Annotated in this window: 26 protein-coding genes; 14 read left to right on the top strand and 12 right to left on the bottom strand. The window is 43.1% G+C overall.

Translation table 11 applies throughout. From position 1 onward, the window contains the following. Nucleotides 1–20: 20 nt before the first annotated feature. Nucleotides 21–1,037 carry an SIS domain-containing protein gene (locus tag DV872_RS16365; RefSeq protein WP_114631025.1) on the top strand — a complete coding sequence of 339 codons (1,017 nt, stop codon included), beginning with the start codon at nucleotides 21–23 and terminating at the stop codon, nucleotides 1,035–1,037. Nucleotides 1,038–1,107: 70 nt separating this feature from the next. Here DV872_RS16365 and DV872_RS16360 read toward each other — a convergent pair whose 3' ends face one another. Beyond that, on the bottom strand, nucleotides 1,108–1,560 hold the full coding sequence (locus DV872_RS16360; protein ID WP_114631024.1) for a hypothetical protein: 453 nt from the start codon (nucleotides 1,558–1,560) through the stop codon (nucleotides 1,108–1,110). Between the two features lie 145 nt (nucleotides 1,561–1,705). Between DV872_RS16360 and rpsF the strand changes: the two genes are divergently transcribed. The 7 genes from rpsF (at nucleotide 1,706) to DV872_RS16325 (ending at nucleotide 6,156) form a co-directional block, all read left to right on the top strand. Further along, nucleotides 1,706–1,987: a 30S ribosomal protein S6 gene (rpsF, locus tag DV872_RS16355; RefSeq protein WP_114631023.1), complete on the top strand. Its 282-nt coding sequence runs from the start codon at nucleotides 1,706–1,708 to the stop codon at nucleotides 1,985–1,987. A 12-nt stretch (nucleotides 1,988–1,999) separates the two neighbouring features. Then, nucleotides 2,000–2,485, top strand: coding sequence for a single-stranded DNA-binding protein (locus DV872_RS16350; RefSeq protein ID WP_114631022.1), 486 nt, complete (start codon nucleotides 2,000–2,002; stop codon nucleotides 2,483–2,485). A gap of 74 nt (nucleotides 2,486–2,559) precedes the next feature. Then, complete coding sequence (gene rpsR / locus DV872_RS16345; protein WP_114631021.1) at nucleotides 2,560–2,901, top strand: 30S ribosomal protein S18; 342 nt, start codon at nucleotides 2,560–2,562, stop codon at nucleotides 2,899–2,901. 14 nt (nucleotides 2,902–2,915) lie between these two features. After that, on the top strand, nucleotides 2,916–3,878 hold the full coding sequence (locus tag DV872_RS16340; RefSeq protein WP_114631020.1) for a hypothetical protein: 963 nt from the start codon (nucleotides 2,916–2,918) through the stop codon (nucleotides 3,876–3,878). Between the two features lie 4 nt (nucleotides 3,879–3,882). After that, nucleotides 3,883–4,494 (top strand): 50S ribosomal protein L9, encoded by a 612-nt coding sequence (gene rplI / locus DV872_RS16335; protein WP_114631019.1) that lies wholly within the window; start codon nucleotides 3,883–3,885, stop codon nucleotides 4,492–4,494. A 13-nt stretch (nucleotides 4,495–4,507) separates the two neighbouring features. Continuing rightward, entirely contained in the window at nucleotides 4,508–5,848 is a 1,341-nt protein-coding gene (dnaB, locus tag DV872_RS16330) for a replicative DNA helicase (RefSeq protein ID WP_114631018.1), read from the top strand. A gap of 8 nt (nucleotides 5,849–5,856) precedes the next feature. Continuing rightward, nucleotides 5,857–6,156 carry a late competence development ComFB family protein gene (locus tag DV872_RS16325; RefSeq protein ID WP_114631017.1) on the top strand — a complete coding sequence of 100 codons (300 nt, stop codon included), beginning with the start codon at nucleotides 5,857–5,859 and terminating at the stop codon, nucleotides 6,154–6,156. A gap of 78 nt (nucleotides 6,157–6,234) precedes the next feature. Here DV872_RS16325 and DV872_RS16320 read toward each other — a convergent pair whose 3' ends face one another. The 9 genes from DV872_RS16320 to DV872_RS16280 form a co-directional block, all read right to left on the bottom strand. Further along, nucleotides 6,235–8,367 (bottom strand): WD40 repeat domain-containing protein, encoded by a 2,133-nt coding sequence (locus DV872_RS16320; RefSeq protein ID WP_114631016.1) that lies wholly within the window; start codon nucleotides 8,365–8,367, stop codon nucleotides 6,235–6,237. Nucleotides 8,368–8,370: 3 nt separating this feature from the next. Continuing rightward, on the bottom strand, nucleotides 8,371–9,720 hold the full coding sequence (gene rseP / locus DV872_RS16315) for an RIP metalloprotease RseP (RefSeq protein WP_114631015.1): 1,350 nt from the start codon (nucleotides 9,718–9,720) through the stop codon (nucleotides 8,371–8,373). After that, entirely contained in the window at nucleotides 9,717–10,847 is a 1,131-nt protein-coding gene (gene dxr, locus DV872_RS16310) for a 1-deoxy-D-xylulose-5-phosphate reductoisomerase (protein ID WP_114631014.1), read from the bottom strand. Before dxr ends, rseP begins: the two co-directional genes overlap by 4 nt. Nucleotides 10,848–10,860: 13 nt before the next feature. Then, complete coding sequence (locus DV872_RS16305) at nucleotides 10,861–11,706, bottom strand: phosphatidate cytidylyltransferase (RefSeq protein WP_114631013.1); 846 nt, start codon at nucleotides 11,704–11,706, stop codon at nucleotides 10,861–10,863. Then, nucleotides 11,706–12,404, bottom strand: coding sequence for a polyprenyl diphosphate synthase (uppS, locus tag DV872_RS16300; RefSeq protein WP_114631012.1), 699 nt, complete (start codon nucleotides 12,402–12,404; stop codon nucleotides 11,706–11,708). The genes DV872_RS16305 and uppS overlap by 1 nt, the downstream gene beginning before the upstream one ends. Continuing rightward, nucleotides 12,404–12,946: a ribosome recycling factor gene (gene frr, locus DV872_RS16295; protein ID WP_114631011.1), complete on the bottom strand. Its 543-nt coding sequence runs from the start codon at nucleotides 12,944–12,946 to the stop codon at nucleotides 12,404–12,406. The genes uppS and frr overlap by 1 nt, the downstream gene beginning before the upstream one ends. A gap of 105 nt (nucleotides 12,947–13,051) precedes the next feature. Beyond that, a complete protein-coding gene (gene tsf / locus DV872_RS16290) occupies nucleotides 13,052–13,894 on the bottom strand; it encodes a translation elongation factor Ts (RefSeq protein WP_114631010.1) in 843 nt (280 codons plus the stop codon). A gap of 13 nt (nucleotides 13,895–13,907) precedes the next feature. Next, nucleotides 13,908–14,843, bottom strand: a complete 936-nt coding sequence (rpsB, locus tag DV872_RS16285; RefSeq protein WP_114631009.1) for a 30S ribosomal protein S2 — start codon at nucleotides 14,841–14,843, stop codon at nucleotides 13,908–13,910. Between the two features lie 121 nt (nucleotides 14,844–14,964). Then, nucleotides 14,965–15,540 carry a nucleoside triphosphate pyrophosphatase gene (locus tag DV872_RS16280; protein ID WP_114631008.1) on the bottom strand — a complete coding sequence of 192 codons (576 nt, stop codon included), beginning with the start codon at nucleotides 15,538–15,540 and terminating at the stop codon, nucleotides 14,965–14,967. Nucleotides 15,541–15,605: 65 nt separating this feature from the next. Between DV872_RS16280 and DV872_RS16275 the strand changes: the two genes are divergently transcribed. Beyond that, entirely contained in the window at nucleotides 15,606–17,399 is a 1,794-nt protein-coding gene (locus tag DV872_RS16275; protein ID WP_158547009.1) for an HD domain-containing phosphohydrolase, read from the top strand. On the opposite strand, the gene DV872_RS16270 is transcribed toward DV872_RS16275, so the two are convergent. Next, nucleotides 17,394–18,017 carry a trimeric intracellular cation channel family protein gene (locus DV872_RS16270; RefSeq protein ID WP_114631006.1) on the bottom strand — a complete coding sequence of 208 codons (624 nt, stop codon included), beginning with the start codon at nucleotides 18,015–18,017 and terminating at the stop codon, nucleotides 17,394–17,396. The genes DV872_RS16275 and DV872_RS16270 overlap by 6 nt on opposite strands. A 9-nt stretch (nucleotides 18,018–18,026) precedes the next feature. Next, entirely contained in the window at nucleotides 18,027–19,139 is a 1,113-nt protein-coding gene (gene dinB, locus DV872_RS16265; protein WP_114631005.1) for a DNA polymerase IV, read from the bottom strand. A 148-nt stretch (nucleotides 19,140–19,287) separates the two neighbouring features. Between dinB and DV872_RS16260 the strand changes: the two genes are divergently transcribed. From DV872_RS16260 to DV872_RS16240, 5 genes are read left to right on the top strand one after another with little or no spacing between them, the layout of a single operon-like run. After that, nucleotides 19,288–19,536, top strand: a complete 249-nt coding sequence (locus DV872_RS16260; protein ID WP_114631004.1) for a hypothetical protein — start codon at nucleotides 19,288–19,290, stop codon at nucleotides 19,534–19,536. Then, entirely contained in the window at nucleotides 19,517–19,828 is a 312-nt protein-coding gene (locus DV872_RS16255; RefSeq protein WP_114631003.1) for a YbjQ family protein, read from the top strand. The genes DV872_RS16260 and DV872_RS16255 overlap by 20 nt, the downstream gene beginning before the upstream one ends. Nucleotides 19,829–19,881: 53 nt before the next feature. Then, entirely contained in the window at nucleotides 19,882–20,727 is an 846-nt protein-coding gene (locus tag DV872_RS16250) for a helix-turn-helix transcriptional regulator (RefSeq protein WP_114631002.1), read from the top strand. An 11-nt stretch (nucleotides 20,728–20,738) separates the two neighbouring features. After that, nucleotides 20,739–24,701, top strand: a complete 3,963-nt coding sequence (hrpA, locus tag DV872_RS16245) for an ATP-dependent RNA helicase HrpA (RefSeq protein ID WP_114631001.1) — start codon at nucleotides 20,739–20,741, stop codon at nucleotides 24,699–24,701. Next, nucleotides 24,698–25,714: a TrkA family potassium uptake protein gene (locus DV872_RS16240; RefSeq protein ID WP_114631000.1), complete on the top strand. Its 1,017-nt coding sequence runs from the start codon at nucleotides 24,698–24,700 to the stop codon at nucleotides 25,712–25,714. The genes hrpA and DV872_RS16240 overlap by 4 nt, the downstream gene beginning before the upstream one ends. The last annotated feature ends 75 nt before the right edge of the window (nucleotides 25,715–25,789 follow it).

Raw genomic sequence — 25,789 nt, 5'->3', positions numbered from 1 at the left:
GATCATATAAGGAAATAAGAATGAATAATAACGAAAAATATCAGAAATTTGCACTGTGCCGTGAAATGCTTGAAACACCACGGGTCATCAGGGAGTTTGATATTCCCAATCTTGATGTCTATGTGGATGATGTAAAGGCCAGCAATGAGGTCCTTCTGACAGGAGAGGGCTCCAGCCGTATTTTCCCGGCGAAAAGAGCCATTTCCCAGTCACTGATGAAGGGTGAATCCACCAGGTTTATCACCGAAGGTTCCACACAGGCCATGGATTATGATCTGAAAAATAAAACTGTTTTCGGATCATCCAACTCAGGAAGAACCAAGGAGCTGATCAGGCTCTTTGATAAGCTGAAAAAAGCCGGACATACCGGTCTCTACGGTGTCACAGCCTCTGAAGATTCAACACTTGAGAGTTACTGCAAATCCACCTTTGTTCTGAACTGCGGCGGAGAAGACGCAGTAGCGGCCACAAAAAGTGTTGCCGAACAGGCTCTTTTTTACGATGCGGTTCGTGCCGGTCTTAAAGGAGAGGATCTAAAGGATCTTGCCGGAGTTGCTGATGCTGTGGAAAAAGCACTGACACTGGAAATTGATCCTGAAGTTACGAAGCTTATCGCCGGTGCCGGCATGATCTATTTTGCAGGCAGGAATACGGGTGTCGCAGAAGAACTGACTCTTAAAACAAACGAAATTACCCGAAAGAAATCTGATTTTCTCGAGGGTACATATGCCGCTCACGGTATTGAAGAGGTTATGAATTCAGATGACGTACTGATTGTAGTAGATCCCTTTGAAGAGGAAGAGGAAAAATTCATTAAATGTCTGACAGACGCTGTGGGGGTCAAAATTATCTCAATAGCTGCGCGTAAGACATCTTTTACCCACTCTGTGGTTATACCGGATGCCGGTGATTTCCAGGATTACGTAGAACTTGCAGCCGGATGGAATCTGTTGGTAGAAACGGGGTTGGAACTTGGAATTGATCTGGATACACCTGTGAGAGCAAGAAAAGTCGGAAACGAATATACTCCTGCCTGATAATTAACAGCCTATAACACAAGGGCTGGTCTCAAACACAAATATGCATAACATGTGGTCAGGGGGGAGCTCAGTCTTCCCCCTGCTGCATTAATAACTCGTACTCACTTGATGAGAGACTTGAATTGTCCTCTGTTGAATTTCGAAGGTTTTCACTGATTTCCCGGCGTATGGATTGTACATCCTCCAGATGTAAAGCCATTTTCCGTTTCAGTTCGGGAAACCTCTCCCTGTCTTTTTCAGAAAAAAAACCTTTTTTTTCCTCTGCAAACTCGATTAGAGCCGCCAGTTTGGTTTTCAGTTTCTGAATTGAAAAGAGAAAGTCGTTCCGTCTTATCAGATAAGGATTCTCTTTGAGCAGGGTATAATGTCTGTTTAATACGGTATCAACGGCAAAAATTTGCTGTACTATCCTCGATGCGAAGAACTCGCTGTCGATAGATAGTTTCAGGCCGTTCTGGATATTTGTAATTTCAGTATGCAGGTAAAATAGATTATCTTCATAATGAACCTTCTCGCTCATCTTTCACTCCGATACAATATTGTGTATTATATGTGTCGGCAAGATGGGCATTTAGCTTGACATCAATTAGCTCTTATGTTATTTTTCCACAGCCTCTTTATTTGCTCGGTATGAGCAAATCATTAATGTCCGTAAGGAGGATAGAATGAGATCCTATGAATTTACAGCAGTTTTCCGCGTAAAGGAAGACAACTATGCAACCGGTCTGAAAAATGTTAAAGCCATTTTTGAAAAGAACGGAGTTACCATTACTTCAGAAGAAGATATGGGTGACAGATTGCTTGCTTATCCCGTTACAAAAGAAGAGCGTGGTCATTACCACCTGTTCAATATTGACGCCGATCCCGCAGGAATCCTTAAGATTGAAGATGCTCTCAAGTTAGAGACATCTCTTCTCAAGTATCTTTTTGTAAAAAAAGAGAAATAATAAGGAGTTCCCATGGCAGAAGATTTAAATCGCGTTATTCTAGTCGGTAGACTTACAAGAGATGCAGAACTCCAGTACACAAATACAGGATGGGCCATTGCTAAAATGGGCATGGCCGTTAATCGTAGACGGAAACAGGGTGATCAATGGGTTGATGAGGCCAACTTTTTTGATGTTACTCTGTTCGGTAAACGAGCGGAATCTTTAAGTCAGTACCTTAGCAAAGGAACGCAGCTTGCTGTTGAAGGTCAGCTCCGGCAGGAACGCTGGGAGCAGGACGGCATGAAGCGTAGCAAAGTCACAATCGAAGCCACAAATATTCAGCTTCTGGGTAGCAGAAGCGACAGGGGGCAGATGGGAGATAATTCCCATCAGAACAACCAGGGAACGCCACCCCCGAAAAATTCTCAACCTTTTGAGTCATACAATAAGCCTGAACAGAATAATTCAGTGCCACCGGCTCAGAAAGAACGCTTTGAGGATGATATTCCATTTTAAGTCCCTCGGCCCTGAGCCGTGGAAGAGAATGACTATGAGATGGAAAGTAAAATTGATGTACGAAGGAGAAAAACATGTCTGAAGATACACAGAATGCAGCAGCACCTGCTACACAGGGAAATACTGCAGATGCCAGACCTGCTGGTCCCAGAACCGGTGGAGACAGAAGCGGTGGAGACAGAGGTTCGGGTATGAGACCCAGAAGAACTTTTTACAAGAAAAAAGTATGTAAGTTTTGTAAGAATGGATTGGAAGTTGATTACAAAAAACCCGATTCACTGCGTCGTTTCGTAACAGAAAGAGGAAAGATTCTTCCTAGAAGAATCACTGGAACCTGTGCAAAACACCAGAGAATGCTGACAACAGAAGTTAAGAGATCAAGAGCACTGGCTCTTCTTCCTTACGTTTCTAAATAATCAGGAACTTTTTTTTGGAAACCGGTCAGATCAGAAAAATTACAGGAATATCCCTGACAACAGCTGTGCTGTATAATCTAGGGATACTGTCACCTTTTTTTGCCGTTCCACTGCAGTTTTCTGCAAGGGACAGCAATAGGTCACGTTTTCTGAGTTCATCCCTGTTTTCAGTGATTCTGATTCTTGCCTTCAGGGCAATGATTCTGAGGCCTCTCGGGGCATTGGGATTTTTATATGTAGACGGATTCATCCTGTTTCTAGTAGTTTCAGGACTCTATATCTGTAATTTTGAATTGAAGGGAATAACTCTTCCGGTCCGAATTGCTTTTGTTACAGCAGGAACTGCTGTCTTAAGCATGCTTCTTCTGCCTTTTGCAGGTGGATTAAAAGATCAGATTATTCTTTCTTTGAACCAGATCCTGAGTATCAGCAATGAGCTGAATCTCACGGCATCCGGTCTTGAGGGAGATAGTTTGATGAACGGAGAAACGTTGTTCCTTATATTTCAGGATATGGTTGGAAGTTTCGGACTTGTCTGGTACTTCTTTTTCATTGCTTTCTCCCTTTGGTTGGGACAGAGTTTAATGAAACGCAGAAATGGAACGGATTCTGATACAGAAACAGAAGGCTGGGAACTTCCGGAAGTCTGGGTTTGGTTTCTTTTCGTACCACTGACGCTATATCTTGTTGATAGGCTGATGGAAGTACGGGGAATCGATCTGCTGGGGAGAGTGCCTTCCTATGGGGTCAGCAATATTGTTCTGATCACCGCAGGCTGTTATGCAGTTCGCGGACTTGGGATAATAAAGCGTTTGATGAATAAAAAAGGATTATCTGTTCAGATGCAGCGTATACTGCTGATGACTACAGGTTTTCTGATTGTTATGCCGGGTGTTAATCTGGCCTTATTGATATTGATTGCAGGGCTCGGTGTATCCGAACTCTGGGTAAATTACAGAATATTTGACAAGGAGTAAATCCATGAAGATTATATTAAATCAGGATATTTCCAGCCTTGGTGAAGAAGGTGATGTAAAAGTCGTAACTGACGGTTATGCCAGAAACTTTCTTATCCCCAAGAAACTGGCCGTACCTTTTAACAAAGCCAATCTGAACATGTTTGAACAGAAAAAAATGGCTATTGAAAAAAGAAAAGATACAAAAAGAAAAGATGCCATGGGTATCAAAGAGCGTCTGGCTAAAGAAGTTCTGAACATCTCTATGCCTGCCGGTGATAAAGGAAAGCTTTTCGGTGCTGTTACAGCTGCTACAATCGTAGAAGAGCTCAGCAAGATTGGTCTTACTGTTGAAAAGAAGAAAGTTGAAATTGATGGTAATTCCATCAAAGTTACAGGTAATTCTACAGTAAAAATCAAACTTTACGGTGGTGAAACTGCCGAACTGAAAGTTGTCATCGAAGGTGTCCAGGTTGAAGGTTCTAAACCCGAAGCTAAACCTAAGGCTAAAGTAGAAGTTAAAGCTTCTACTGAAGAAGCTGTTGCTGAAGTAGCTGTTGCTGAAGAAGCTGTTGCTGAAGAAGCTGTTGCTGAAGAAGCCGCTCCCGAAGTATCTGCCGAAGAATCTGTCGAATAAATTCAAGGAACATATGGAATCAGTTTCCCTGAAAGATAAAGTGCCTCCGTATAATGAAGATGCAGAATCTGCTGTACTGGGGGCACTCTTAATAAATTTCAACCTCGATGCTCTGGATATTGTACGTATGTATCTGGGAGTCGGGGATTTTTTCAGAACAGGAAATCAGCATATTTTCAATGCTATTGAACAGCTTGAAAAAAAAGGCAGTGGTGTTGACCTTCTGACATTAATTGAAGAGCTTAAGTCTGAGGCTCTTCTGGAAAGAGCAGGAGGCGCTGCCTATGTCAGCGGTCTCACATCCTCAGTACCCACTACAGCAAATATTGAATACTATTCAAAAATAGTCCGGGAATGCAGCATTCGCCGCAGGCTCCTGACAATTTCTGCAGAAATTCACGCACAGGCACATGATGAATCTAAAGATACTTCCGAGATACTTGAGGAAGTTGAGCGACAGGTATTTGATATCAACGATCAAAGATCAGTTGATTCCATACAGTCTGCCGGCGATGTAATAAAAGAAGCCATATTCGCCATCGAACAGCGTTATTCTCAAAAAGGTGATTTCACTGGTGTACCTTCCGGATTTGATGATCTGGATGCCATGACTACGGGATTCCAAAAATCAGAAATGATTGTTATCGGAGCCCGTCCTTCGGTAGGTAAAACAGCTTTTGCATTGACCGTTGCCGCCAATATCGCCATAAAACAGAAAATTAACTGTGGCTTTTTTACACTGGAAATGACAACACTGTCGGTTATGCAGAGACTCCTGTCCCTGCAGGCTAACATTAATTCAAATAAAATCAGAACCGGACTGCTTAAACCTTCAGACTTCAACAGTCTGACTGATGCAGCCAGCAGCATCTATGATGCCCCCCTCTGGATAGACGATACTCCCAATATGAAGCTTCTGGACCTGAGAGCCCAGGCGCGTCGAATGGTCAGTAAATTTGATGTGAAAATTATATTTGTTGACTATCTTGGACTCATTACATTTGAAGATAAAAGAATCCCGCGGCATGAACAGATGGCCGAGGTCAGCCGGTCTCTCAAGGCACTTGCCCGTGAACTGGATATTCCTATAGTTGCATTGTCCCAGGTAGGACGTCAGACCGAAGGTAAGGCCCCCGGCCTGGCAGACCTCCGTGAATCAGGTGCAATTGAGCAGGATGCCGATGTGGTTATGTTCCTCCATAGAGAGAGAGGGATTGACAGTCATGAAGGAACACCTGAAAATATAGAGACAGAACTGATCATTGCCAAGCAGAGAAATGGTCCCGTCGGTGTTGTTAAAATGGCTTTTATACCCCATTTTACCAAGTTTGTTCCTCTGGCACACAGTAATTAGGAGTTTGAATGACTTTTATTGAAAATTATAATCTTGATGAGATTAAAAATGAAGTTAAAGATGTTGCTTACAATGAGCTTGAGAAGCAGCTTTCTTCTATTTCTGATGATGACATCTGTAAATGTACAGACTGTGTACAGGATATGGCATGTTATACCCTTAATCAGATAAAACCACGTTATACTGTTTCACTTCTTGGCAGTCTTTTTACCAAAGCGGAGACAGAAGTCCTTATAAAGGATATTGAGACAGTTGTGTCTATGGCTATTGAAAAAATAAGCCAGAATCCATTGCACAGTAAATCCTGATAATTTCAATTGAGATAATAAAACCCCGCCGGTAAACAGCGGGGTTTTTTTTGCCTTAACGTCTAAGGCTTATGGGTTTCAGGATTCCGGAGCTGCTAAAGTTTTAATACTGAAGCTGCTCCCCACCGATCGTCCAGTAGTCGTGGAAAAGCTGTTAATCTTTGAAGCCGCCGCTCTGTCGCTTATGACCGGTTTGGAACCTGTTGCCGCATTGATGGATATCCAGTTTTCATCACTCAGCAGGTAATAATCCAGAATTTTTATCCCTTTCTGAGGATCAAAGAGGGTCAGAGATCCGTCACTGTTAATGATATAGAGAACCGACTGATGATAAAACATATTTTCAATATTTCTATCATAACTCCAGGTCCGTCTCTGAGTCCCCCTGATTTTTATAATATCCCGACCCGTAATACTTCCATAGAGTGTGGGAGTATAGGAGGATGAATCTACAGTTAATATTGAATTGATCCATTCTCCCTTCTTACTGTAGATGGTAGTGACTTCAGAAGGGTTCTCTTTTTGATGACTTCTGATCTCTGTTGAAATTGTACCGTCTTCTTTCAGTTTAAGGCCCGCTGTATAGATGCTGTTGCCCCTCTCAGGACTTAATATGTTGTAAATGAGGAAACGGTTATCATCAAAGGGTGTAATCTCTCCTGTGTCCAGCTGAACTGTCAAAAGGGGATTCTTACTTGTTTTCATCAGTGATTTGCCGGCCAACAATGTGGAATCATCAAGGAAATTCAGACTAACCATTCCAAGAGCCGAGAACCCGAATTCTCTAATTCCTGTCTGAAGATTGCTTAAAGTGGCCTCTCCAGTGCTCTCCAGAGCAAGAACCTGACTGTTTCTGACCTTAACCTGATCCAGAGCCGCGGAGTAACTGTTATTTTCTCCAATAATTTCATTGTTCTCCGGATCGTAGAGAACATATCCCTTACCATTATTTTCACTGGACCATATAAGAAGTTTCCCATCTTCATAACTCTCTAATTTAGAGTTACCCATAATGGGATTCTTCATGGAAGCCATACTCAGGTCATTCAGACGGTTCGTACTGTATGTTCCACTGGCCCCGAAAAACTTACTCTCAAGAGTATAAAGATCATTTTCGCTGAGTATATAGAGTGTGTCTCCGTTGAATTCAATATCCTGTATATGTGCCAGCTCATTTTTCTTGTAGACAATGGGACTGAAAGTAGTCTTATCAAGCTCCCAGATATTACCTGAAGCATCTGATAAAAAGACCCTGTTATTTATGGTTTCTATGGCTCTGAATCTGTCTGTTATTCTGAAAAAACCTGTATCGGCAGTCATGTCTTCAAGTGTTCTGTTTGCATTGTTAAGATAATTTTCCGAAGCAATTGGAGAGAAAAACGCACCTTTGGTGGAGCTGTGACTGATTCGGAGTCTTCCGCTTTCAGACTGCTTTACTACAGAAAGGACACCTCTGTTCTGGTCAATGGAGAAAGAGAGCATATTTTCCACAGTCATTGCATCTTTGACATCTCCGCTGAGGCGGTCAATCATGAAGATTGAGTTTTCTTTACGTGCAAGAATATAACGTTTTCCTTCGGTCTGAAGTACCTGTATATCACTTAAATCTTCCATGGTGGGAGCTTCATTCTTAAGAGAGGATGTACGGATGTCAAAATATCTGAAGTATCCGGAGTTGCTGTAGGTCATGATAGTAGATTCTGTAGAACCGATATAACCATAGCTGAAGAGACCGCTCAATCTTTTCAGATATGAGTATTCACGGCCGGACTGACTGTCATATAAAACAATACTCGGATTTCCTACACGAGCAAGGAAAAGAAATTTTCCCTTTCCTGAATAATCAAACTGAATAGGACGAGTTGAGAGTGTTTTGGTAAATAGATTTTTGCCTGTTTTCCAATTCCATACCGAGAGAGCGCTGTAACCCGGTCTGTTGACAAGAATTGCCAGCTCAGTTTTTTCCGGATGAAGCTTCAGTTCAATACTGCCGTATAGACCCGTATCCAGTTGATATTCAAGTTTGTCACTTTCAAGATCCCAGATATTTACCAATCCTGAATCATCGGCGGATATCAGTGAGTTTGACTGATTGTGATAGTGTAGAGCAGTTACCGATTTATTATGCCCTGAATCAATTATCATTCTCTGTGCGGGAAGCAGAGAAGCACTAAGCATAAAAAGCAGTATGGTAATTTTTAATTTTTTCATTAATCAGTTCCTTGAAAAAAAGAGTATGTCATTCATGGTTGCAAAAATTATCAGTGCAAATACTATCATCGTACCCAGCATCTGGTATCTATAGAGTACCGCTGGATTAGGTTTTCTTTTAAACAGGCCTTCTACAAGAAACAGAAGTATCTGACCGCCGTCAAGGACAGGAATGGGAAGAAGGTTCATTATAAACAGGGCAATATTAATCAAAGCAATAAAGCGGAAGAAGCTCAGCAGCCCCTCTCCGATACCGGCTTTGAATCCTGAGAATGCCAGATCTCCGGTCATATAGGTGATCCTCAGGGGGCCGGAAACGGCTGACTGAAGATTGATACCCTTGAATAGAAGTGCAAGTCCCTTAACAGAGTTTCTAGTTGATTCCCAGGCTTCCAGGGCTCCATTTTTAAATGATGAGATGAGTTTGAATGCCGGTGTCCGGTATGTCAGGTAATCAAACTTGATTCCACCCAGGCCTAATTCCATCCCACCGGACATATCCAGGGTAATTCTCTGATTATTCCGCAAAATGGTCATGGTCTGAACAAGCTCTCCCTCTTTAAGTGAGGCAGAAACATCCAGGGCATGAGAAACGGGTCTTGAATTGACCGCCAGTATTCTGTCTCCGGCCATGGCACCGTAGTCCCTGAGAAGTGATTCATCACTGAACTCACGGATTACAGCATCGATCCAGGGATAAATCCCCATATAACCGGCACCGCTCTCCTTATTTAGTTCGGGAGTGACATCGATGTTCATTAGTTTTGAGTCTCTTTTAACTGTAAGGGTAATGGCCTCATCAGGATTGACGACAATCATCCTCTGGAGCTGATCAAAGCGCTCAATTTCTTTACCATTGATTGCAGTAATCAGATCTCCGCTCTGCAGTTCGGCCTGATCAGCGGGGTAGTCACTGCGTTGAGTATACTCAGAGGCAAGGACAATACGAGACGGGTAAAAGTGGATGTTATAACCTATGAAACTGATTACGAAGAAGATAATCCCCGCAAAAATCAGGTTCATAAACGGACCGCTGAGAGACACAATGATTCTCTTCCACCAGCTGGCGGCATACATATCACCTTCGTCGGTATCAATGGTTTTTGCTTTGCTCTCCCAGGCCTGTATCATTGCCTGTTCACCCTGCATCTTGCAGTATCCTCCGAGGGGGAAGAGAGAAATCCTGAATTCCGTATCTTTCCACATCCTTGAATAGAGAACCTTACCCCAACCGACGGAGAAGGCCTCAACCTTGATGCCTGAAAGTTTGGCGGCTATAAAATGTCCGGCCTCATGGACTACCACTACAATGGATAATCCAACCAGACCGAATAGAATCTTCATTATGGTCATATCGTTATTTTCCTGACAAATTTTTCTGCCGTGTTTCGTGCTTTTCTATCACTTGCTAGAATTTCTTCTACAGTGTTGTATTTATTGCTCCAGTCTTTCTGGAGGGTATGCTCGGTAACTTCGGCAATTGATTTATATTTAATTCTGTCTCCCAGAAATGCATCTACCGCAATCTCGTTGGCAGCGTTATAGGCAATAGAGTATGATTTTCTAAGGTCTGCACATTCAAAGGCATACTTCAGCATGGGGAATTTCCTGAAATCCGGTTCCTGGAACTCAAGTGTTTTACCTGCAAGATCCAGATAGGCCCAGGGAACTTCTTTCATAACTGGATAAAAAAGTGCATTCTGAATAGGAAGTCTCATGTCAGGTGCTGAAATCTGCGCATAAAGGGCCAGGTCTTTAGTTCTGATCAGGGAATGAACATAACTTTGGGGATGTATGAGAACTTTAATTCTGTCTACATCAAAATCAAAAAGCTGTTGTGCTTCTATAACCTCGAGACCCTTATTGGCCATGGTTGCCGAATCAATTGTAATTTTCGGACCCATATCCCATGTCGGGTGAGCCAGAGCATCCTTCTTGGTTATTGAATCAAAGTCATCAATCTCTCTGTTCCGGAAGGGACCGCCTGAGGCAGTCAGTATAATCTCAGATATGGTTGCAGCCTTTCTATTCTCAAGGAGATAGAATATTGCCGAATGTTCAGAATCTACAGGCAGGAGCCTGCAGCGGTGAACTGAAGCAAGGTGTTTGATAAGGGGTCCTGCAAGTACCATGGACTCCTTGTTGGCCAGTGCCAGATCAATACCGCATTTCAGTGTCTGAACCGAGGGCATCAGTCCACTGGCACCGACAATGCCGTTAACTACAATATCTGCATCAGAATCTTTTATCAGATCAAGAATGCCCTGAGATCCGTGATATTTTATTTTCTCACTGCCGGGTTTCTTAGCGCTGAGACAGAGACTTGCATCAGGGTAATCAGCTGCGTCTTTGAGAAGCTTCTGCTCATTGCTGTGTCCCTGAAGACCGACAAGCCGGAATTCTTCGTGATGGGAACGTATTATTTCAAGGGTACTCTGACCGATTGAGCCGGTCGATCCCAGTATCAGTACTCGTTTCATGTTTTAACCTGATCTATAGGGTAGTGAATTGCAGGAAGTAATAGAAAATCGGTGCAGTCAGTAAAAGAGAATCAATAGAGTCCAGGAGTCCGCCCCTGCCCATTATGATATTGCCTGAGTCTTTGACCCCTGCAGATCTTTTAATACCCGATTCAATAAGATCTCCAAGGATGGTTGTCACTCCGGCAATTACACCGAGAACAATAACGGTCCATAAAGGTCCCTGCATTATATTAGGAAAAATAAACCAGCTGCTGATGGTTACAACAAGTGAGGCAAAAATTCCGCCTCCGAAACCGATAAGGCTTTTATTCGGGCTTACAGCAAAAATTCCTCTTTTGGAGTTCTTACCGAAGAAGACACCCATAAACCATGCAAAGGAGTCGTTGAAATAAACCATAAGCATAAAAATTATCAGTATAAAACTGGCAGATTCAAATCCTGAAAAGCGAATTATGTAGGTAAGGAAATATCCGGGATAAAATAAGCTTAGCAATGAGCCTGCAGCTGCTTCTATCAGCCCTTTGAAACCGGCCTTCCCCATGGTGAATATAGGTAAGATCAGTACAAACAGTCCTGCAATCAGGAAATAGAGCAGTAAGATATTTTCCGGAAGTATTCCCAGGGTTATAAAGTATGTCAGAACCGGGAGAAGAGCTGATACTACTGTCAGAGTCTTAACAGGAACAGATATTCCCGCCTTTCTGAGCATCTGAGCCATTTCATTGGTTCCGACCATGGTGATCAGCAGTACCACAAGGTTAATAGCCAGATGGTTTGCATAGGATATCAGTATAAGAATGGTCAATACAGGCAGTGCCACCGCGAAGAGCAGAAATCTTTTCTGGGTATTATTCATTATTTAACTCCGCCGAATCGTCTTTCGCGGTTCGAAAATGAATCTACAGCTAGCTGCAGATCTTCTCCTGTCCAATCGGGCCAAAGCTTATCAGAAAAATAAAGCTCGGAATAAGCAGTCTGCCAGATAAGAAAGTTACTGATCCTTTTTTCTCCACCCGTACGGATCAGAAGATCCACAGGAGGAAGATCAGGATTGTCCAGAGACGACCACAGTATTTCAGCAGTAATAGCCTGTCCCGGATTCGTCTTAATATGACTGTTCACAGATCTGACTACTTCATCCTGACCACCGTAGTTAATCAAAAGATTGACTGTAAGACCTGTGAAATGAGAGGTCTGTTCCTTTACGGTTTTAATCTCTTTCTGAATATCTTCAGGAAGACGGCTCAGGTCTCCGCTGTGAACGACACGAATGGAATTATCCTTATAGAACTGATATTCCTTTTTCAGGTAACTTTTAATCAGAACCATAAGGAATGAGACTTCATCTTCGGTTCTTTTCCAGTTCTCAGTGGAAAAAACATAGAGAGACAGGTTTTGTAAGCCCATATCCGATGCGGCTTTGACAATTGCCTTTGCCGCATTAAGTCCTTCCCGATGACCAGCGGAGCGGATCTGACCGCGCTGCTTTGCCCAGCGGCCGTTACCGTCCATTATTATCCCTATATGGGATGGAATACTTTCCTGTGAAGCCATTAAATCTCCATTATTTCCTTTTCTTTATCATCAATAATGGTACCGATCTCTTTGATGTACTGGTCGGTCAGCTTTTGAACTTCATCCATCCCTTTTTTCTGCTCATCCTCGGTAAAATCACCTTTCTTGATCAGATCATTTACATCACGACGAATGTTTCTGACAGATACACGGCTATGTTCACCGACATTTTTGGACTGTTTAACCAGGTCCTTACGTCTTTCCTCAGTTAGGGGAGGTATATTGATACGGATTACTTTTCCGTCGTTATTCGGATTTAATGAAAGCTCAGATGTCTGGATAGCTTTTTCAATATCACCCAGGGCATTTTTGTCAAAGGGCTGAATGACTATCAGTCTAGCTTCGGGTATGGAGATATTTGCCACCTGATTGAGGGGTGTGGGAGTTCCATAATACTCCACATTGATTTTGTCAAAGAGACTGGCAGAGGCTCTACCTGTTCTGATTGTGTTAAATTCTTCTTTAAGTGCCTTAACAGTTTTTCTCATTCTGTCTTCTGCTGATTTCTTTACAGTATCCATATTCACTCCCTTATGATACGTAATTTATATAAATTACGCATAGATCAATGCTTATAAATAATAAACACCCCCTATGATAACACAGGGGGCGTTTGTATGAAAAGATTATGCTTCCTGACCAACCATCATATAGATGTATTCAGAAAGTTCAATTTTTCCACCAACAGCTTTAGCAACTTCATTACAAGCCTGAGCACAGCTCAGTTTGTCATTCTTAACAAAAGCCTGGTCTACAAAACAAATCTGTGAAAGATGTTTGTTCAGTTTACCCTTGATAATACCGGCAATAACTTTCTCGGGTTTGTCCAGTGTAGCGGCCTGTCCCTTAAAAATATCTTCCTGATCGGCAAGGTATGAAGCATCTACTGCGTCACGGTTAAGGTAGGAGGGGTTGAAGGCTGCTGCATGCAGAGCCAGGTCCATTCCCAGAGCTTTCACTTCGTCTTTAGCGGCTGTTTCAGCGCTGTCACAACTCAGTTTTACCATAACACCGATCTGTCCGTTGTTGTGGAGGTAATCTACAACACAGTCAGAATCGCTTACTTCCATGGTGGAAATTCTTTTCACACCCATGTTTTCTTTCAGTATGGAAATAGTCTCTTTTACGAGCTCTTCCACACCTGCATTTACTTCACTTACTTTGTTTTCAGCAACATATGCAGCGATTTTCTTACCATTGTCACTGAATACAGCGTTTTTGGCAACAAAGTCTGTTTCACAGTTCAGCTCGATGGCTGCGGCTGTGCTTCCCACAATTGATGTGAAAACAGCACCGGCGTCAGTAGAACGTCCGGCTCTCTTATCTGCACTGGCCAGACCCTTTTTCTTAAGGATCTTTTCTGCTTCGGCAAAATCTCCGTTTGCTTCAACAAGTGCATTTTTACAATCCAGCATTCCTGCCAGAGTTTTGTCTCTTAATTTTTTTACGTCAGCTGGTGATACTGCCATTTTAGTCTCCTAATTATTCAGTAGTGTATACAACATCGCTGTCACTTGCAGCAGGTTTTTCTTCGGCAGCTGCTTCAGCAGGAGCTTTAGTTGCTTCTTTTGCGGGTGCTTCAGCAGCAGGAGCTTCAACAGCAGGTGCTTCAGCAGCAGGAGCTTCAACAGCAGGTGCTTCAGCAGCAGGAGCTTCAGCAGCAGGAGCTTCAGCAGCAGCTTCTTCAGGAGCAGGCTGTTCCTCTTCCTGAAGGCTTTCAATTACTTCCAGTCCAATTTCGTTGTCGGCTTCAACAACAGCATTGGCAATGATCTGTGTGAACAGGCTGATAGCTCTGATCGCATCATCGTTACCGGGGATAGGATAGGTAATACCTTCGGGGTTACAGTTTGTGTCGACAACCGCGATGATGGGAATGCCCATTCTCTTAGCTTCGGCAACAGCAATTGCTTCTGTCTTTGTATCGATGATGAACATAACTCCGGGGAGTTCAGACATGTTCTTAATACCACCGAGGTTCTTTTCGAGTTTATCTTTCTGTTTCAGAAGCTTTGAAACTTCTTTCTTAGTCAGCTGTTCGAAAGTTCCATCAATTTCCATCTTCTCAATTCTCTTGAGCTGGTGGAGTGATTTTTTGATTGTTGAAAAGTTGGTCAGCATACCACCGAGCCATCTGTTGTTAACATAGAACATGTCACAACGTTCAGCTTCTCTTGCAATAGCAGCCTGAGCCTGTTTTTTGGTACCTACGAAAAGAACGGATTTTCCGTCAAGAACATTCTTTCTTACAACGTCATAAGCCTCGCGGATTGCAACGATTGTCTTCTGAAGGTCGATAATATGAATCCCGTTTCTCTGAGAGAAGATAAACTTCTTCATTCGGGGATCCCAGCGTTTGGTCTGATGACCAAAGTGTACACCTGACTCGAGCAGGTTCTTCATTGTTACTACAGCCATGTAGTCTCCTATTCCACTTCTAAGTAAATAGATGTGGTCCTTCGCTTGATCTCAGTTACTTTTTCTGCGCTTAATCCCTATGGGGAAAAGACATATTAGCAACCGGAAATTTTTTGCTGAATTACAGCCTGCTCAAGATGCCATAGATTCTGTTTATTGGCAAGCCCATGACGTTGTAAAACGTGCCATTGAGAGAAGATATGTACTTCCCTCCCTGTTCCTGTATTCTATAAGCACCGGCTACACCTTTCCATTCATCTGTGTCCAGATAATTGTTTATCTCTTCTTCTGACATGGGGCTGAAGCTGACATCACTGCTTTCATAGTCTGTAATCATCTTTCTCTGTGAAACGGAGTAGATCGTGAAGGCTGTAATCACCTGATGGCTGCGTCCCTGTATGCCTCTCAGCATCTCTGCTGCGGCTTCCCGTGTTTCAGCTTTACCGATTTTTTCATCATCAAGGGCAATCAGAGTATCCGCTGTGAGGATTACAGCATCATCAGGGTAGAGTTCAGGATGTTCAAGGCAGGCATTCATCTTCAGTTCTGAAAGATTTTTTGCAAGTTCAACCGCATGGAGCTTCTGATCCATAGGTTCTTCTACATCCACTTCAATGACCTTACACTCCATTCCCATCTGTTTAACAAGCTGTTTACGACGGGGAGAGGCTGAGGCAAGATAAATTTTTTCTATCATACTTTTAACCTGTTATCCTTATGCTCTTTACTAATTATATCCATATATTTAATATTGTAAAACTTATGATAAAATTAAAAAATATTAGAAAAGAACAAAGCATTTATAAACAAAGCATAAAACAGGACCGTTTTTTATATCTCATACTGACATTTTTCATTTGTTCCATATTAGTTTTATTATTCTTCAGAATCTCCAGCACTCAAATTGAGAAGGACTCTTCCCTGTTATTTGCAAAGCTGAATAGAGTCGCAACAACAGTAACGGCCAGTCCATACTCTGTGAGTGACGGAGTTCATGAGGCTTATGAAGATGTTATTAAGATAAGCACATCCCTGGAGTCTAGAAAACTATCACCCAGCCGATTTCTTGTTTATAAGCACTATCTTCCAGAGCCAATGTACACAACTGAGGATGAAAAAACCTTGTATATGGATCAATTCCGACAGTATGCAGCGTCCATCCGGGGACGTACAAACACATACCTTCATCTACTCCTTATGGTTGTCTACATCTTATTAGGTTTGATCTCTTTTCTTGTTATTGTATTCTATTTTTTCTATAGCTCTATTAAATCATCAATTAATGATTCATTAGTTATTATTCAAAAAGGGATCAATATGATCGATTCCCGGTTGAATATGGAACTGTTTGACTCCTTTAATGTTCCTGATGATGCACCAGAAGAGATACTGGCCCTGAGTCATGCTATTTACAGGATTGATAAGGATATAGAATTAGATCAGAAGATCGACACAATAGAATCCTACGGCAGTATTTCCGAAATACTTGAATATCTGGCCTCCGCCCTTGATGAACTGATTCCAATGGATCGAATTGCCCTTGCATTTAATGACAGTGACGGCCGGGTAACCGCAGAGTCTGCCTTTGTGAAATATCAAAAGGTCTGGCTGGAACCGGGATATTCTGAATTCCTATCCAATACCTCTCTGAATAAGATGATTCATACAGGCAATGGTCGAATTATGAATGATCTGCCCTCTTATGCCAGACAGAATAGTGTTTCTGAATCTACTAAACTTATTTTAAAAGAGGGTATCCGCTCCAGCATGACCATACCCCTTCAATCCAATCAGCGATGTGTGGGATTTCTATTTATCTCCAGTCGTGAAAGTAATGTTTATAATCAATTCCATTTGAAGGTTGCTCAACGGATTGCAAAACGATTAAAGCATCGCTTCTTTCATGAGTATCTTTCACAGGAACTGATTGCAGAGTCAGCTAATTCTTTTGTCGGTCTTATGAATGAAAGGGATAATGAGACCTCGGAACACATAAGCAGAATGTCACTGTACTCATTTACAATTGCAAAAAATTTATCCAGAAAGGACTTTTCCATCAGACCTGGATTCCCCAGGGAAATTCTCTGGTTTGCCCCTCTCCATGATATTGGTAAAATCAGTATTCCCGATAATGTACTTCTAAAGAAAGGACCACTGACATCCACAGAGTTTGAAGTTATGAAACAGCATGTTAACAGTGGTTTGAAAATTATTAAGGGAATGAATCTTAGAATAGGATCGATACTGAATCAATCTGTTCTGAAGGTAGCAGAGGATATTATCAGTGGCCATCATGAAAAATATGACGGCAGCGGTTATCCCGAAGGGCTGAAGGGGCGTGAGATTCCTCTTGCCGGTAGAATAGCGGCGATAGCGGATGTCTTTGATGCTTTAACTTCAAAAAGATCTTACAAAAGGGCATTTTCTATTGAAGAAGCTCTGAATATTATGGAAGTAGAGATGAAGGGTTCTTTTGATCCCTATCTTTATGAATGCTTTCAGGATTCTATGGATGAATTTCTTGAGATATACAGAACTCATCAGGAGGATTCATGAATCCCTGTTGTTCACCAGCCATCTGGGCATATGAAGTCTGTAAAAGACCGCCAGAGAGCGGAAGATAAATATAAAGCTGACGGATATGATTCCAGCCAGTTGAATATCAACATCGACCATTCTCAAAATACCATACAAGATACTCCCTAAAAGAGCGGGAGTTGCATAAAGCTCAGTTGTGATTAGAAGATTAGGACGTCCTGTGAGAACGTCTCTCATCACACCACCGCCCATTCCTGTTATAAAGGACATCATCAGAGCCAGTGGAAAGCTGTGTCCCAGGCTGATTGTCTTTTCAAAAGCCTGAATACAGAAATAAGCCACTCCCAGGGCATCAAAATAGAGGAGAATCCTGTAACGGGCATCATTGATTGTTGAAATTTTCAATAGAAAGAATGTCAGGGCCGAAGCGGCTGCGGCAACAATAATATAGGTACTGTCGGCAATCCAGAAAACCGGTACATCCAGGATGGTATCCCGGATTGTTCCACCGCCTATGGCGGTAATAAGACCAAGAACCACGAGCCCAAGAATGTCTCTGTCCTTACGGATAGCTCCTAATACACCGGTGATGGCAAATATGGCAACGGCGGCCTGTGCAAATATATATTGTCCCATAGGGGCATACTATAATGATTTTCCCTGTGTGCATCCAGAGTCTGCTGCAAAGAGATTCAGCTCCATCTGCGGATCGGCTTCTTTATATAGATCACCCTGAAGTTTTCCAAGGGAAAGGCCGAGAAGACGAACAGGAATTTTACCGGCATCTGTTTTATTCAGTAATGCCGGTACCAGGCTGAGTATGTCTTCCTTGTTCTCCAGTACCATGGGACTCTGAATAGAGCGGGTACAGAGACGGAAGTCATGATATTTGACTTTCAGGGTGAGCTGACGTCCCTGTAGATTCTGCTGTTTCAAGTCCTCTTCAATCCGGGCCGAAATTTCTTCCAGTTCCTTCATTATTTCCTCAGGGTCTGTGAGATCAGAGGGAAATGTATTTTCCCGTCCAAGGGATTTACGCGTTCGTTCGGGCTCTACGTTTCTCTCATCGATTCCCCGTACAGCATTGTAATAATAACTCCCTGATTTACCGAAGTAATCCAGACATTCATACATTTCAAGTTTTTTAAGGTCGGCCCCGGTTTCGATGCCCAGGGAGTTCATATGTTCTGCTGTCTTTTTGCCGACTCCCCAGAACTTTTTAATAGGAAGCTTTGCAAGAAATGATTCGGCTTCTTCCGGGAGAATTACTGTCAGGCCATTGGGTTTGTCGATGTCAGATGCAATTTTGGCTATGAATTTATTATAGGAAACCCCCGCAGATGCAGTCAGGTTTGTCTCTTTGTAGATCCTGGCTCTGATCTCTTCGGCAATTCTGGTAGCCGAGGGATTGTTCATCTTATTTTCAGTAACATCCAGATAGGCCTCATCCAGGCTCAGAGGTTCTACCAGGTCCGTGTAGGAGAGGAATATCTCTCTGATAATATCGGATGCTTCCTTGTATTTTGAGAAATTATGATGGGATACAAATATGGCATGGGGACATAGTTTGTAGGCTTGTGTAGAAGGCATGGCCGAATGTATACCGTAGACTCTGGCTTCATAGGAACAGGTGGATACAACACCCCGGCTGTTGGGGGGTCCTCCTACAACAATCGGCTTCCCTCTGTAGGAAGGATTGTCCCTCTGTTCAACGGATGCATAAAAGGCATCCATGTCTACATGAATGATTTTCCTCATGATATTTATACTATACCAGTGTTAAGTGTTTTGCAATATCACCCGGCAGGGTGAATTGATATATTAGATCAAATTCACACTGATCGGGTAATGGCCAAATCAACTGCGGGGGATGATAATCAGTATATCAAAACTACGGGGGCCACTTATGAAAAAAAGAAAGCATTTTCTGACCTGGCTGATAACCATTATGTTTCTGCTTCTGATGATCTGGACACTTATGGCTTCGATCTGGGGAGTAGGACAGGATTATACAATACCGGCCTGGCTGAAGGCAGGGTTTATGGGGCTGACTGTTTTAATCATCGTTCCCATTATGATCATGATGATTGTTACCGCAGTGCACAGAAAAAGAGAAATAGATGAGGAGGATGAAGATGATCTTAGTCAATACTGAAACAATTTCAGGAAAGGATCTGGAGATGCTGGGGATAGTGAAGGGGAGTACCGTTCAGTCCAGGCATATGGGAAAAGATATTATGAGCAGCCTGAAAACACTTGTAGGCGGTGAAATCACTGCCTATGCGGAAATGCTTAATGGTGCAAGGGCACTGGCTACAAAAAGAATGGTTGAAGAAGCCGAGGCAATGGGAGCCGAGGGAGTCGTAAATATACGTTATGCCTCCAGTGCAGTCATGCAGGGGGCGGCGGAAGTCATAGTCTATGGAACGGCTGTTAAAATCAAATAAAAGCTGAGAAAAATAGATATCCATTGGGGGATTTCAGACTATAATGTTGAATTATGAGATCCCTCAATGATTATCTGCATCAGACAGAGAGCAGAAGAGGAGAGGAAGAGGCCGGGAAACTCCGCACTCTGTTTCTCCTTTTTCTTTTTCTCTGGTCTGTTCTGCAGCACAGTAATACAATCACCATTTTAATTCCACTTTTTCTTGGGTTGATCAATTATCTGACCCTTACATTTTTAAAAAAAAATAAAAGATTTCTGAATCCTTATTTCATCATTTCACTGGAAATCATTCTGGCTTCATCCTGGTCATTTTTCCATTCAAAGGGATATTCATTTCCTCTGCTGCCGGTTCTGCTGTTTATCATCTATTGTGCTTCCCTGCGGCTGAAGATCAATCTGATTGTCATGGCGGGAGTGGAGAGCATTGTTCTGATGAATCTTCTGTATCTGTATTCTCTTATTCCTGTGTCAGATTCACTTGATGTGAATATTTTTAATTGGCCGGAGTTTAATAATCAGATTATGTTCACATTGCTGCTTATCACATTTTCAATTGCCGTACTCAGCAGGCCCAGAATCATCAGCCGCCTTGTGAATCAGCAGCAGGTCTACTTTGATACCATCCGCAATGAAAATACAGCCTTAAAGGATTCTCTTGAAGAGATCGCCGGAATTTTTAAACTCAGCAGCAGAGAGAAGGATGTTCTGGGAATTCTTATCCAGGGGAAAACCTACAGGATGATTGCCGGTGAACTTTATATCTCCCTTGATACGGTGAAGAGTCATGTAAAAAGTATTTATCGTAAATGTAATGTAGGCAGTAAAGGGGAACTCCTTATAGTACTTCAGGACATTCTTCAGGAAGCGGCACTTGTCCGGGAGAAGGAATCTGAATAGTATGGGTGATTATGTCTGATACACAGAAAAAATCAGCTGGGAAGCCCCGGAGACCACAACAGCAGCTTAATCCTCTTTTAGCCCCTTTGAAAAAAGAGCTGAAGGGAGTCCGCTCCTGTGACTACCACTCTCTGAATCGGGAACTTTTCAGGCTGAATAACAATACACTTACAGAAGAATCTCAGGGTCTGATAAAAATTAAATCCAGAATTCTCTCCTCCATGGAAGAGAAACAGAGAAGACAGCTTAGAAAACCACGGTATAACTGGAATTACGATCTGCCCATCACGGCACGGAAGGATGAGATTATCCAGACCATCAGGGATAATCAGGTCATAGTTCTGGCCGGTGAAACCGGAAGTGGAAAAACGACTCAAATTCCAAAATTCTGTATGGCTGCGGGCAGGGGGATAGAGGGAAAGATCGGATGTACCCAGCCCCGTAGAATCGCCGCACTCACAGTGGCCGATCGTATTGCTGACGAACTGGGAGAACAGCCCGGTCAGTCTGTTGGATACAAGATCCGTTTTCAGGACAGGGATAAACCCACATCCACCATAAAGATCATGACCGACGGTATTCTCCTGGCCGAAACCCAGGGAGATGCCTATCTCAATGAATACGATACCCTTATCATCGATGAGGCTCATGAGCGGAGTCTGAATATTGACTTCATTCTGGGCTATCTACGGCAGCTGCTTAAGAAGAGGAAAGACCTCAAGCTGATCATTACATCGGCAACAATAGATACTCAGAAGTTCTCAAAGGCTTTTGATGATGCTCCCGTGATAGAGGTCTCGGGACGTACTTTTCCCGTAGAAGTCCGTTATGATGACAGCGATCTCAGTGATGAGGGTTCTCTGGCAGAGCGTGCCGCACAGGCCGCCAATCAGCTGATCTATAAGGACTCCAAGGGAGACATCCTTATCTTTATGCCTACAGAGCAGGATATCAGAGAGTGCTGTGATCTTCTGGCAGGTAAGCAGAGACACGCCACCATACTGCCCCTCTATGCCAGGCTTTCTTCCTCCGATCAGAAGAGGGTTTTTGCACAGGCGCCTACAAGAAAAATTGTTATCTCAACCAATGTGGCCGAGACTTCCCTGACCATACCGGGAATAAGATATGTTATTGATACGGGTATTGCCCGTCTGGCCCAGTATTACCCCTCTACGGGTACTTTCGCTTTGCCGGTGATGTCCATATCCCGTAGCAGTGCAGATCAGAGGAAAGGGCGCTGTGGACGTGTGGAGAACGGAATATGTGTCCGTCTTTTTACGGAAGATGACTATGTAAGCAGACAGGAGTTTACCCCTCCCGAAATTCTCAGAACTAATCTTGCAGAAGTAATTCTGCGGATGCTTTCTCTCCGTCTGGGTGATCCTGCAGAGTTTCCCTTTATAGATCCCCCATCCTCTACGGGCATCAGTGACGGATATAAAACATTGATGGAACTTGGAGCCGTAGAGAACCGGGGAAGCGGTAAAAAGCGAAGTTATGGAATGACCAAAATGGGTAAAATCATGGCCTTCCTTCCTCTTGATCCCCGTCTTGCAAGGATGATTCTTCAGGCTGACAAAGAGCAGTGCATGGAAGAAGTTCTTATTATTGCTGCTTCATTGAACGTCCATGATACCCGGGAACGCCCTCAGGACAAGGTTGGAACTGCAGATCAGGCTCATGCAAAATTCAGAGATGATAACTCGGATTATTTGAGCCGCTTAAATATATGGCGTAGCTTCGAAAAAAATTATGATACAAAAAAAACAGGGAATTTAAGGAAGTTCTGCAAGGAAAACTACATGTCCTTCAGACGAATGAGGGAATGGCAGGACATCTACAGACAGCTGAAAATTCTCCTTGAAGAGAAGGAATACAAAATTAAAGCCTACCAGGGGAATGAAGATAACTTCTATCCCGCCATACATAAATCAATACTTGCGGGCTTCCTCTCCCATATAGCCCTGAAGAAGGAGAAGGTCTACTACAGGGCTACAAGAAACCGTGAGCTTATGATTTTTCCCGGCTCCGGACTCTTTGGGGGAAAGAGAGCCGGTGAGTGGATTGTTTGCGGGGAAATAGTGAAGACCTCCAAGCTCTTCGGGCGTATAGTAGCCAATGTAGAGTCCTCGTGGTTTGAGGATCTCTCGGCACATCTGATCACAGAAAGTTATCACAGTCCCATCTGGACACAGGACAAGGGTGCTGTAATGGTACAGCGGCAGAAGCGTCTTTTCGGCTTTATTATTTCCGAAGATGTGATCCCATATGGACCTGTTAATCCATCGGAAGCCACAGATATGATGATTCGGGGTGCCTTTCTGGAAGGGGCTGTCCGTGATACATCCTCTTTTCCTTTTCTGGAAGCCAACAATAACCTTATTGATTCCATTGTTAATATGGAGAATAAGATCCGTCGGCGTAATCTCCTTGTTACGGATGAAGAGTTGTTTCTTATCTATAAGGAACGTCTGGGATCAGAAGTCTATGACCTGGGTCTGCTGAATAAGCTGTTGATAGACAAGGGCCCCGACTATCTTGTGATCAGTGAAGAAGATCTGTTGAAAGGGCAGACCGATAAAAATATACTGGCCCAGTTTCCAGACTCCCTGAGCATTGGAAACATAGATGTGTCGGTGGAGTACAGCTTTGAACCAGGCAAGGAAACAGACGGTGTCACCCTTCAGATTCCCGCCAGAGAAGCCACTCAGGTACAGGCGACTCAGCTGGACTGGGCCATACCGGGGCTTCATAAAGAGAGAATTGCTGCTCTGATCAAGGGATTAGCTAAGAAAACCAGAAAACAGCTGACACCCATCAATGCCACAGTGGATGAAATTGTGAAGAAAATGGAGAGTCAGGATGATCAGAAGCTGACACGGACTCTCAGTGAGTTTCTTTATACGGAATGGGGTATCAATGTTCCACTGACAGACTGGGATGAAGACGCTCTTCCTGAACATCTGAAAATAAGAATTGCAGTAACAGACGAGCGGGGTAAGGTTATTGAAACTGCCCGTGATACGGAAGTTCTCTATAAAAAATATGACGCCCATGTTGATAAGAATATTCTCCGGAACAGCCGGAAAGAGTGGGAGCAGAATAACCTTAAAACCTGGGAGTTCCGGGATCTTCCCGAGGAGATCAGTAAAAAGGGCAAGAAGGGCTATATGTACCGCCTCTATCCAGCCCTTAAGGACTGCGGTGATGAGACGGCTGCCATACTCCTATTGGAGAATAAAGAGGAAGCCGCCGATACTCACAGCAAGGGAGTATCCCTGCTGCTGCGTCTGAGCTTTGCTAAAGAGATCAGATCTTTCAAGCAGGAACTTTCATCTGATTTTCATTTCACTGAGGGTGCTGCCTATTTTGGCGGATTGAAGGAGATGGAAAAGCGGATATGGAACAAGATCTTTTTTGAAGCCGGTGATAACAGTATTCGTTCAAAAGAGGATTTTGATAAAGCCAGAGCAGATCTGGCTCCACAGCTTTTTCAAAGGGCTGAAGAGGTCTACAGCCAGTGCAGCAGGATTATTCAGGGCTTTAAGGAGACCAGGCTTTTCCTTTCACAGGCCGAAAGTAAGGGCAGGAGTAAGGCTTTTATCGAAGCCCGGCGACAGGACCTTGAAGATCTGATTCCCAGAGATTTTATCGATCAGTATGAATCAGAGAGGCTCCATGAGCTGATCAGACATATGAAGCTTATCAGGGTACGATCGGAAAAGGGTATTCTTGATCCCCAGAGGGATGCAGAGAGGGAAAAACAGTTCTCAAGATTCTGGAATCGATATTTGAAAACATTGGATAAGATGCCCGAGTGGATAAGCCCGGAACGTAAAAGAGAAGTGGATGCCCTTTGGTGGTATTTCCAGGAGTATAAAGTTTTCCTATTTGCCCAGGAGATGAAAACCCGGGAAAAGATTTCGGATCAGAGAGTTGAGAAAAGGGTAGAAAATTTACAGGTAATGTTATGACACCATATCAGCGATTTTTACTGGCACTGGCATTGATCATATTTCTCATCTTTTCAGGAATCTTCGGATTTATGAATTTAGAGAACTGGAACTTTGCAGACAGCCTCTATATGACATTCGTCACTATATCCACCGTCGGCTTTGCCGAAGTTCATCCTCTGTCCACAGAGGGCCGGTATTTTACCATGGGTCTCATCCTTGTGAGTCTGCTGATTATCGGTTATATCATCACCACACTTATGTCCTTTCTATTTGAAGGACAATTACTCCATACAATGAGGGAGAGACGCATGAAGCATTTCCTGGGTCAGATTAAAGATCATTTTATAATATGCGGATTTGGAGAGGTCGGTAGAGAAACTGCCGAAGAGCTGAATAAGAATAAAATACCCTTTGTCATCGTGGATTGGGATATTACAGATATTGACAAAGAGAAGTATCCCTCCTATACGATGATTGACGGGGATGCTTCGGAAGAGGAAGTACTGTCCAGGGCCAGGATCGACAAGGCCCGGGGACTGATCTGCTGTCTGCCCGAAGATCCGCAGAATGTATTTACAGTGCTCACTGCCCGTGAAATGAATCCAAAACTGAATATTGTTTCAAGAGCCTCTCATGAAAGGACTGTATCCAAACTTAAGAAGGCAGGAGCCAACAGGGTTATTACTCCTAAGGTAATAGCAGGGCGCCGTCTGGCAACAGTCAGTATCAGACCTTCGGTGAGCCGCTTTCTGGATACCATAGCAGCAGGAGGAAAGGATGATGTCCATATTGAATCCTGTCATCTGGGTACTGATTCAGGTCTGATCAGTAAGACATTGAGAGAAAGTAATATCGGTCAGCACACGGGTGCTGTTATTATCGGGATTCTTGATTCTGATGGAAATCTGAGAAGTAATCAGTCAAACCGCAGCACAATTGCATCTATCCAGTTAAATCAGGGAGATGAGCTGATAGCCATGGGTAATGAGGATCAGTTGAAATCGCTTAAAAAATTCGCATCTCTTCAATAAACTTTTTATTATTCAGTCTTTGATCAGCAATAAAAAAGCCCGGCGAATGCCGGGCTTTATTTCATTAAATATCAG

Source organism: Oceanispirochaeta sp. M1, from assembly GCF_003346715.1.
GTDB lineage: Bacteria > Spirochaetota > Spirochaetia > DSM-2461 > DSM-2461 > Oceanispirochaeta.
The sequence above is the reverse complement of the archived record's forward strand: the minus strand, read 5'-3'. Positions and strand labels throughout refer to the sequence as shown.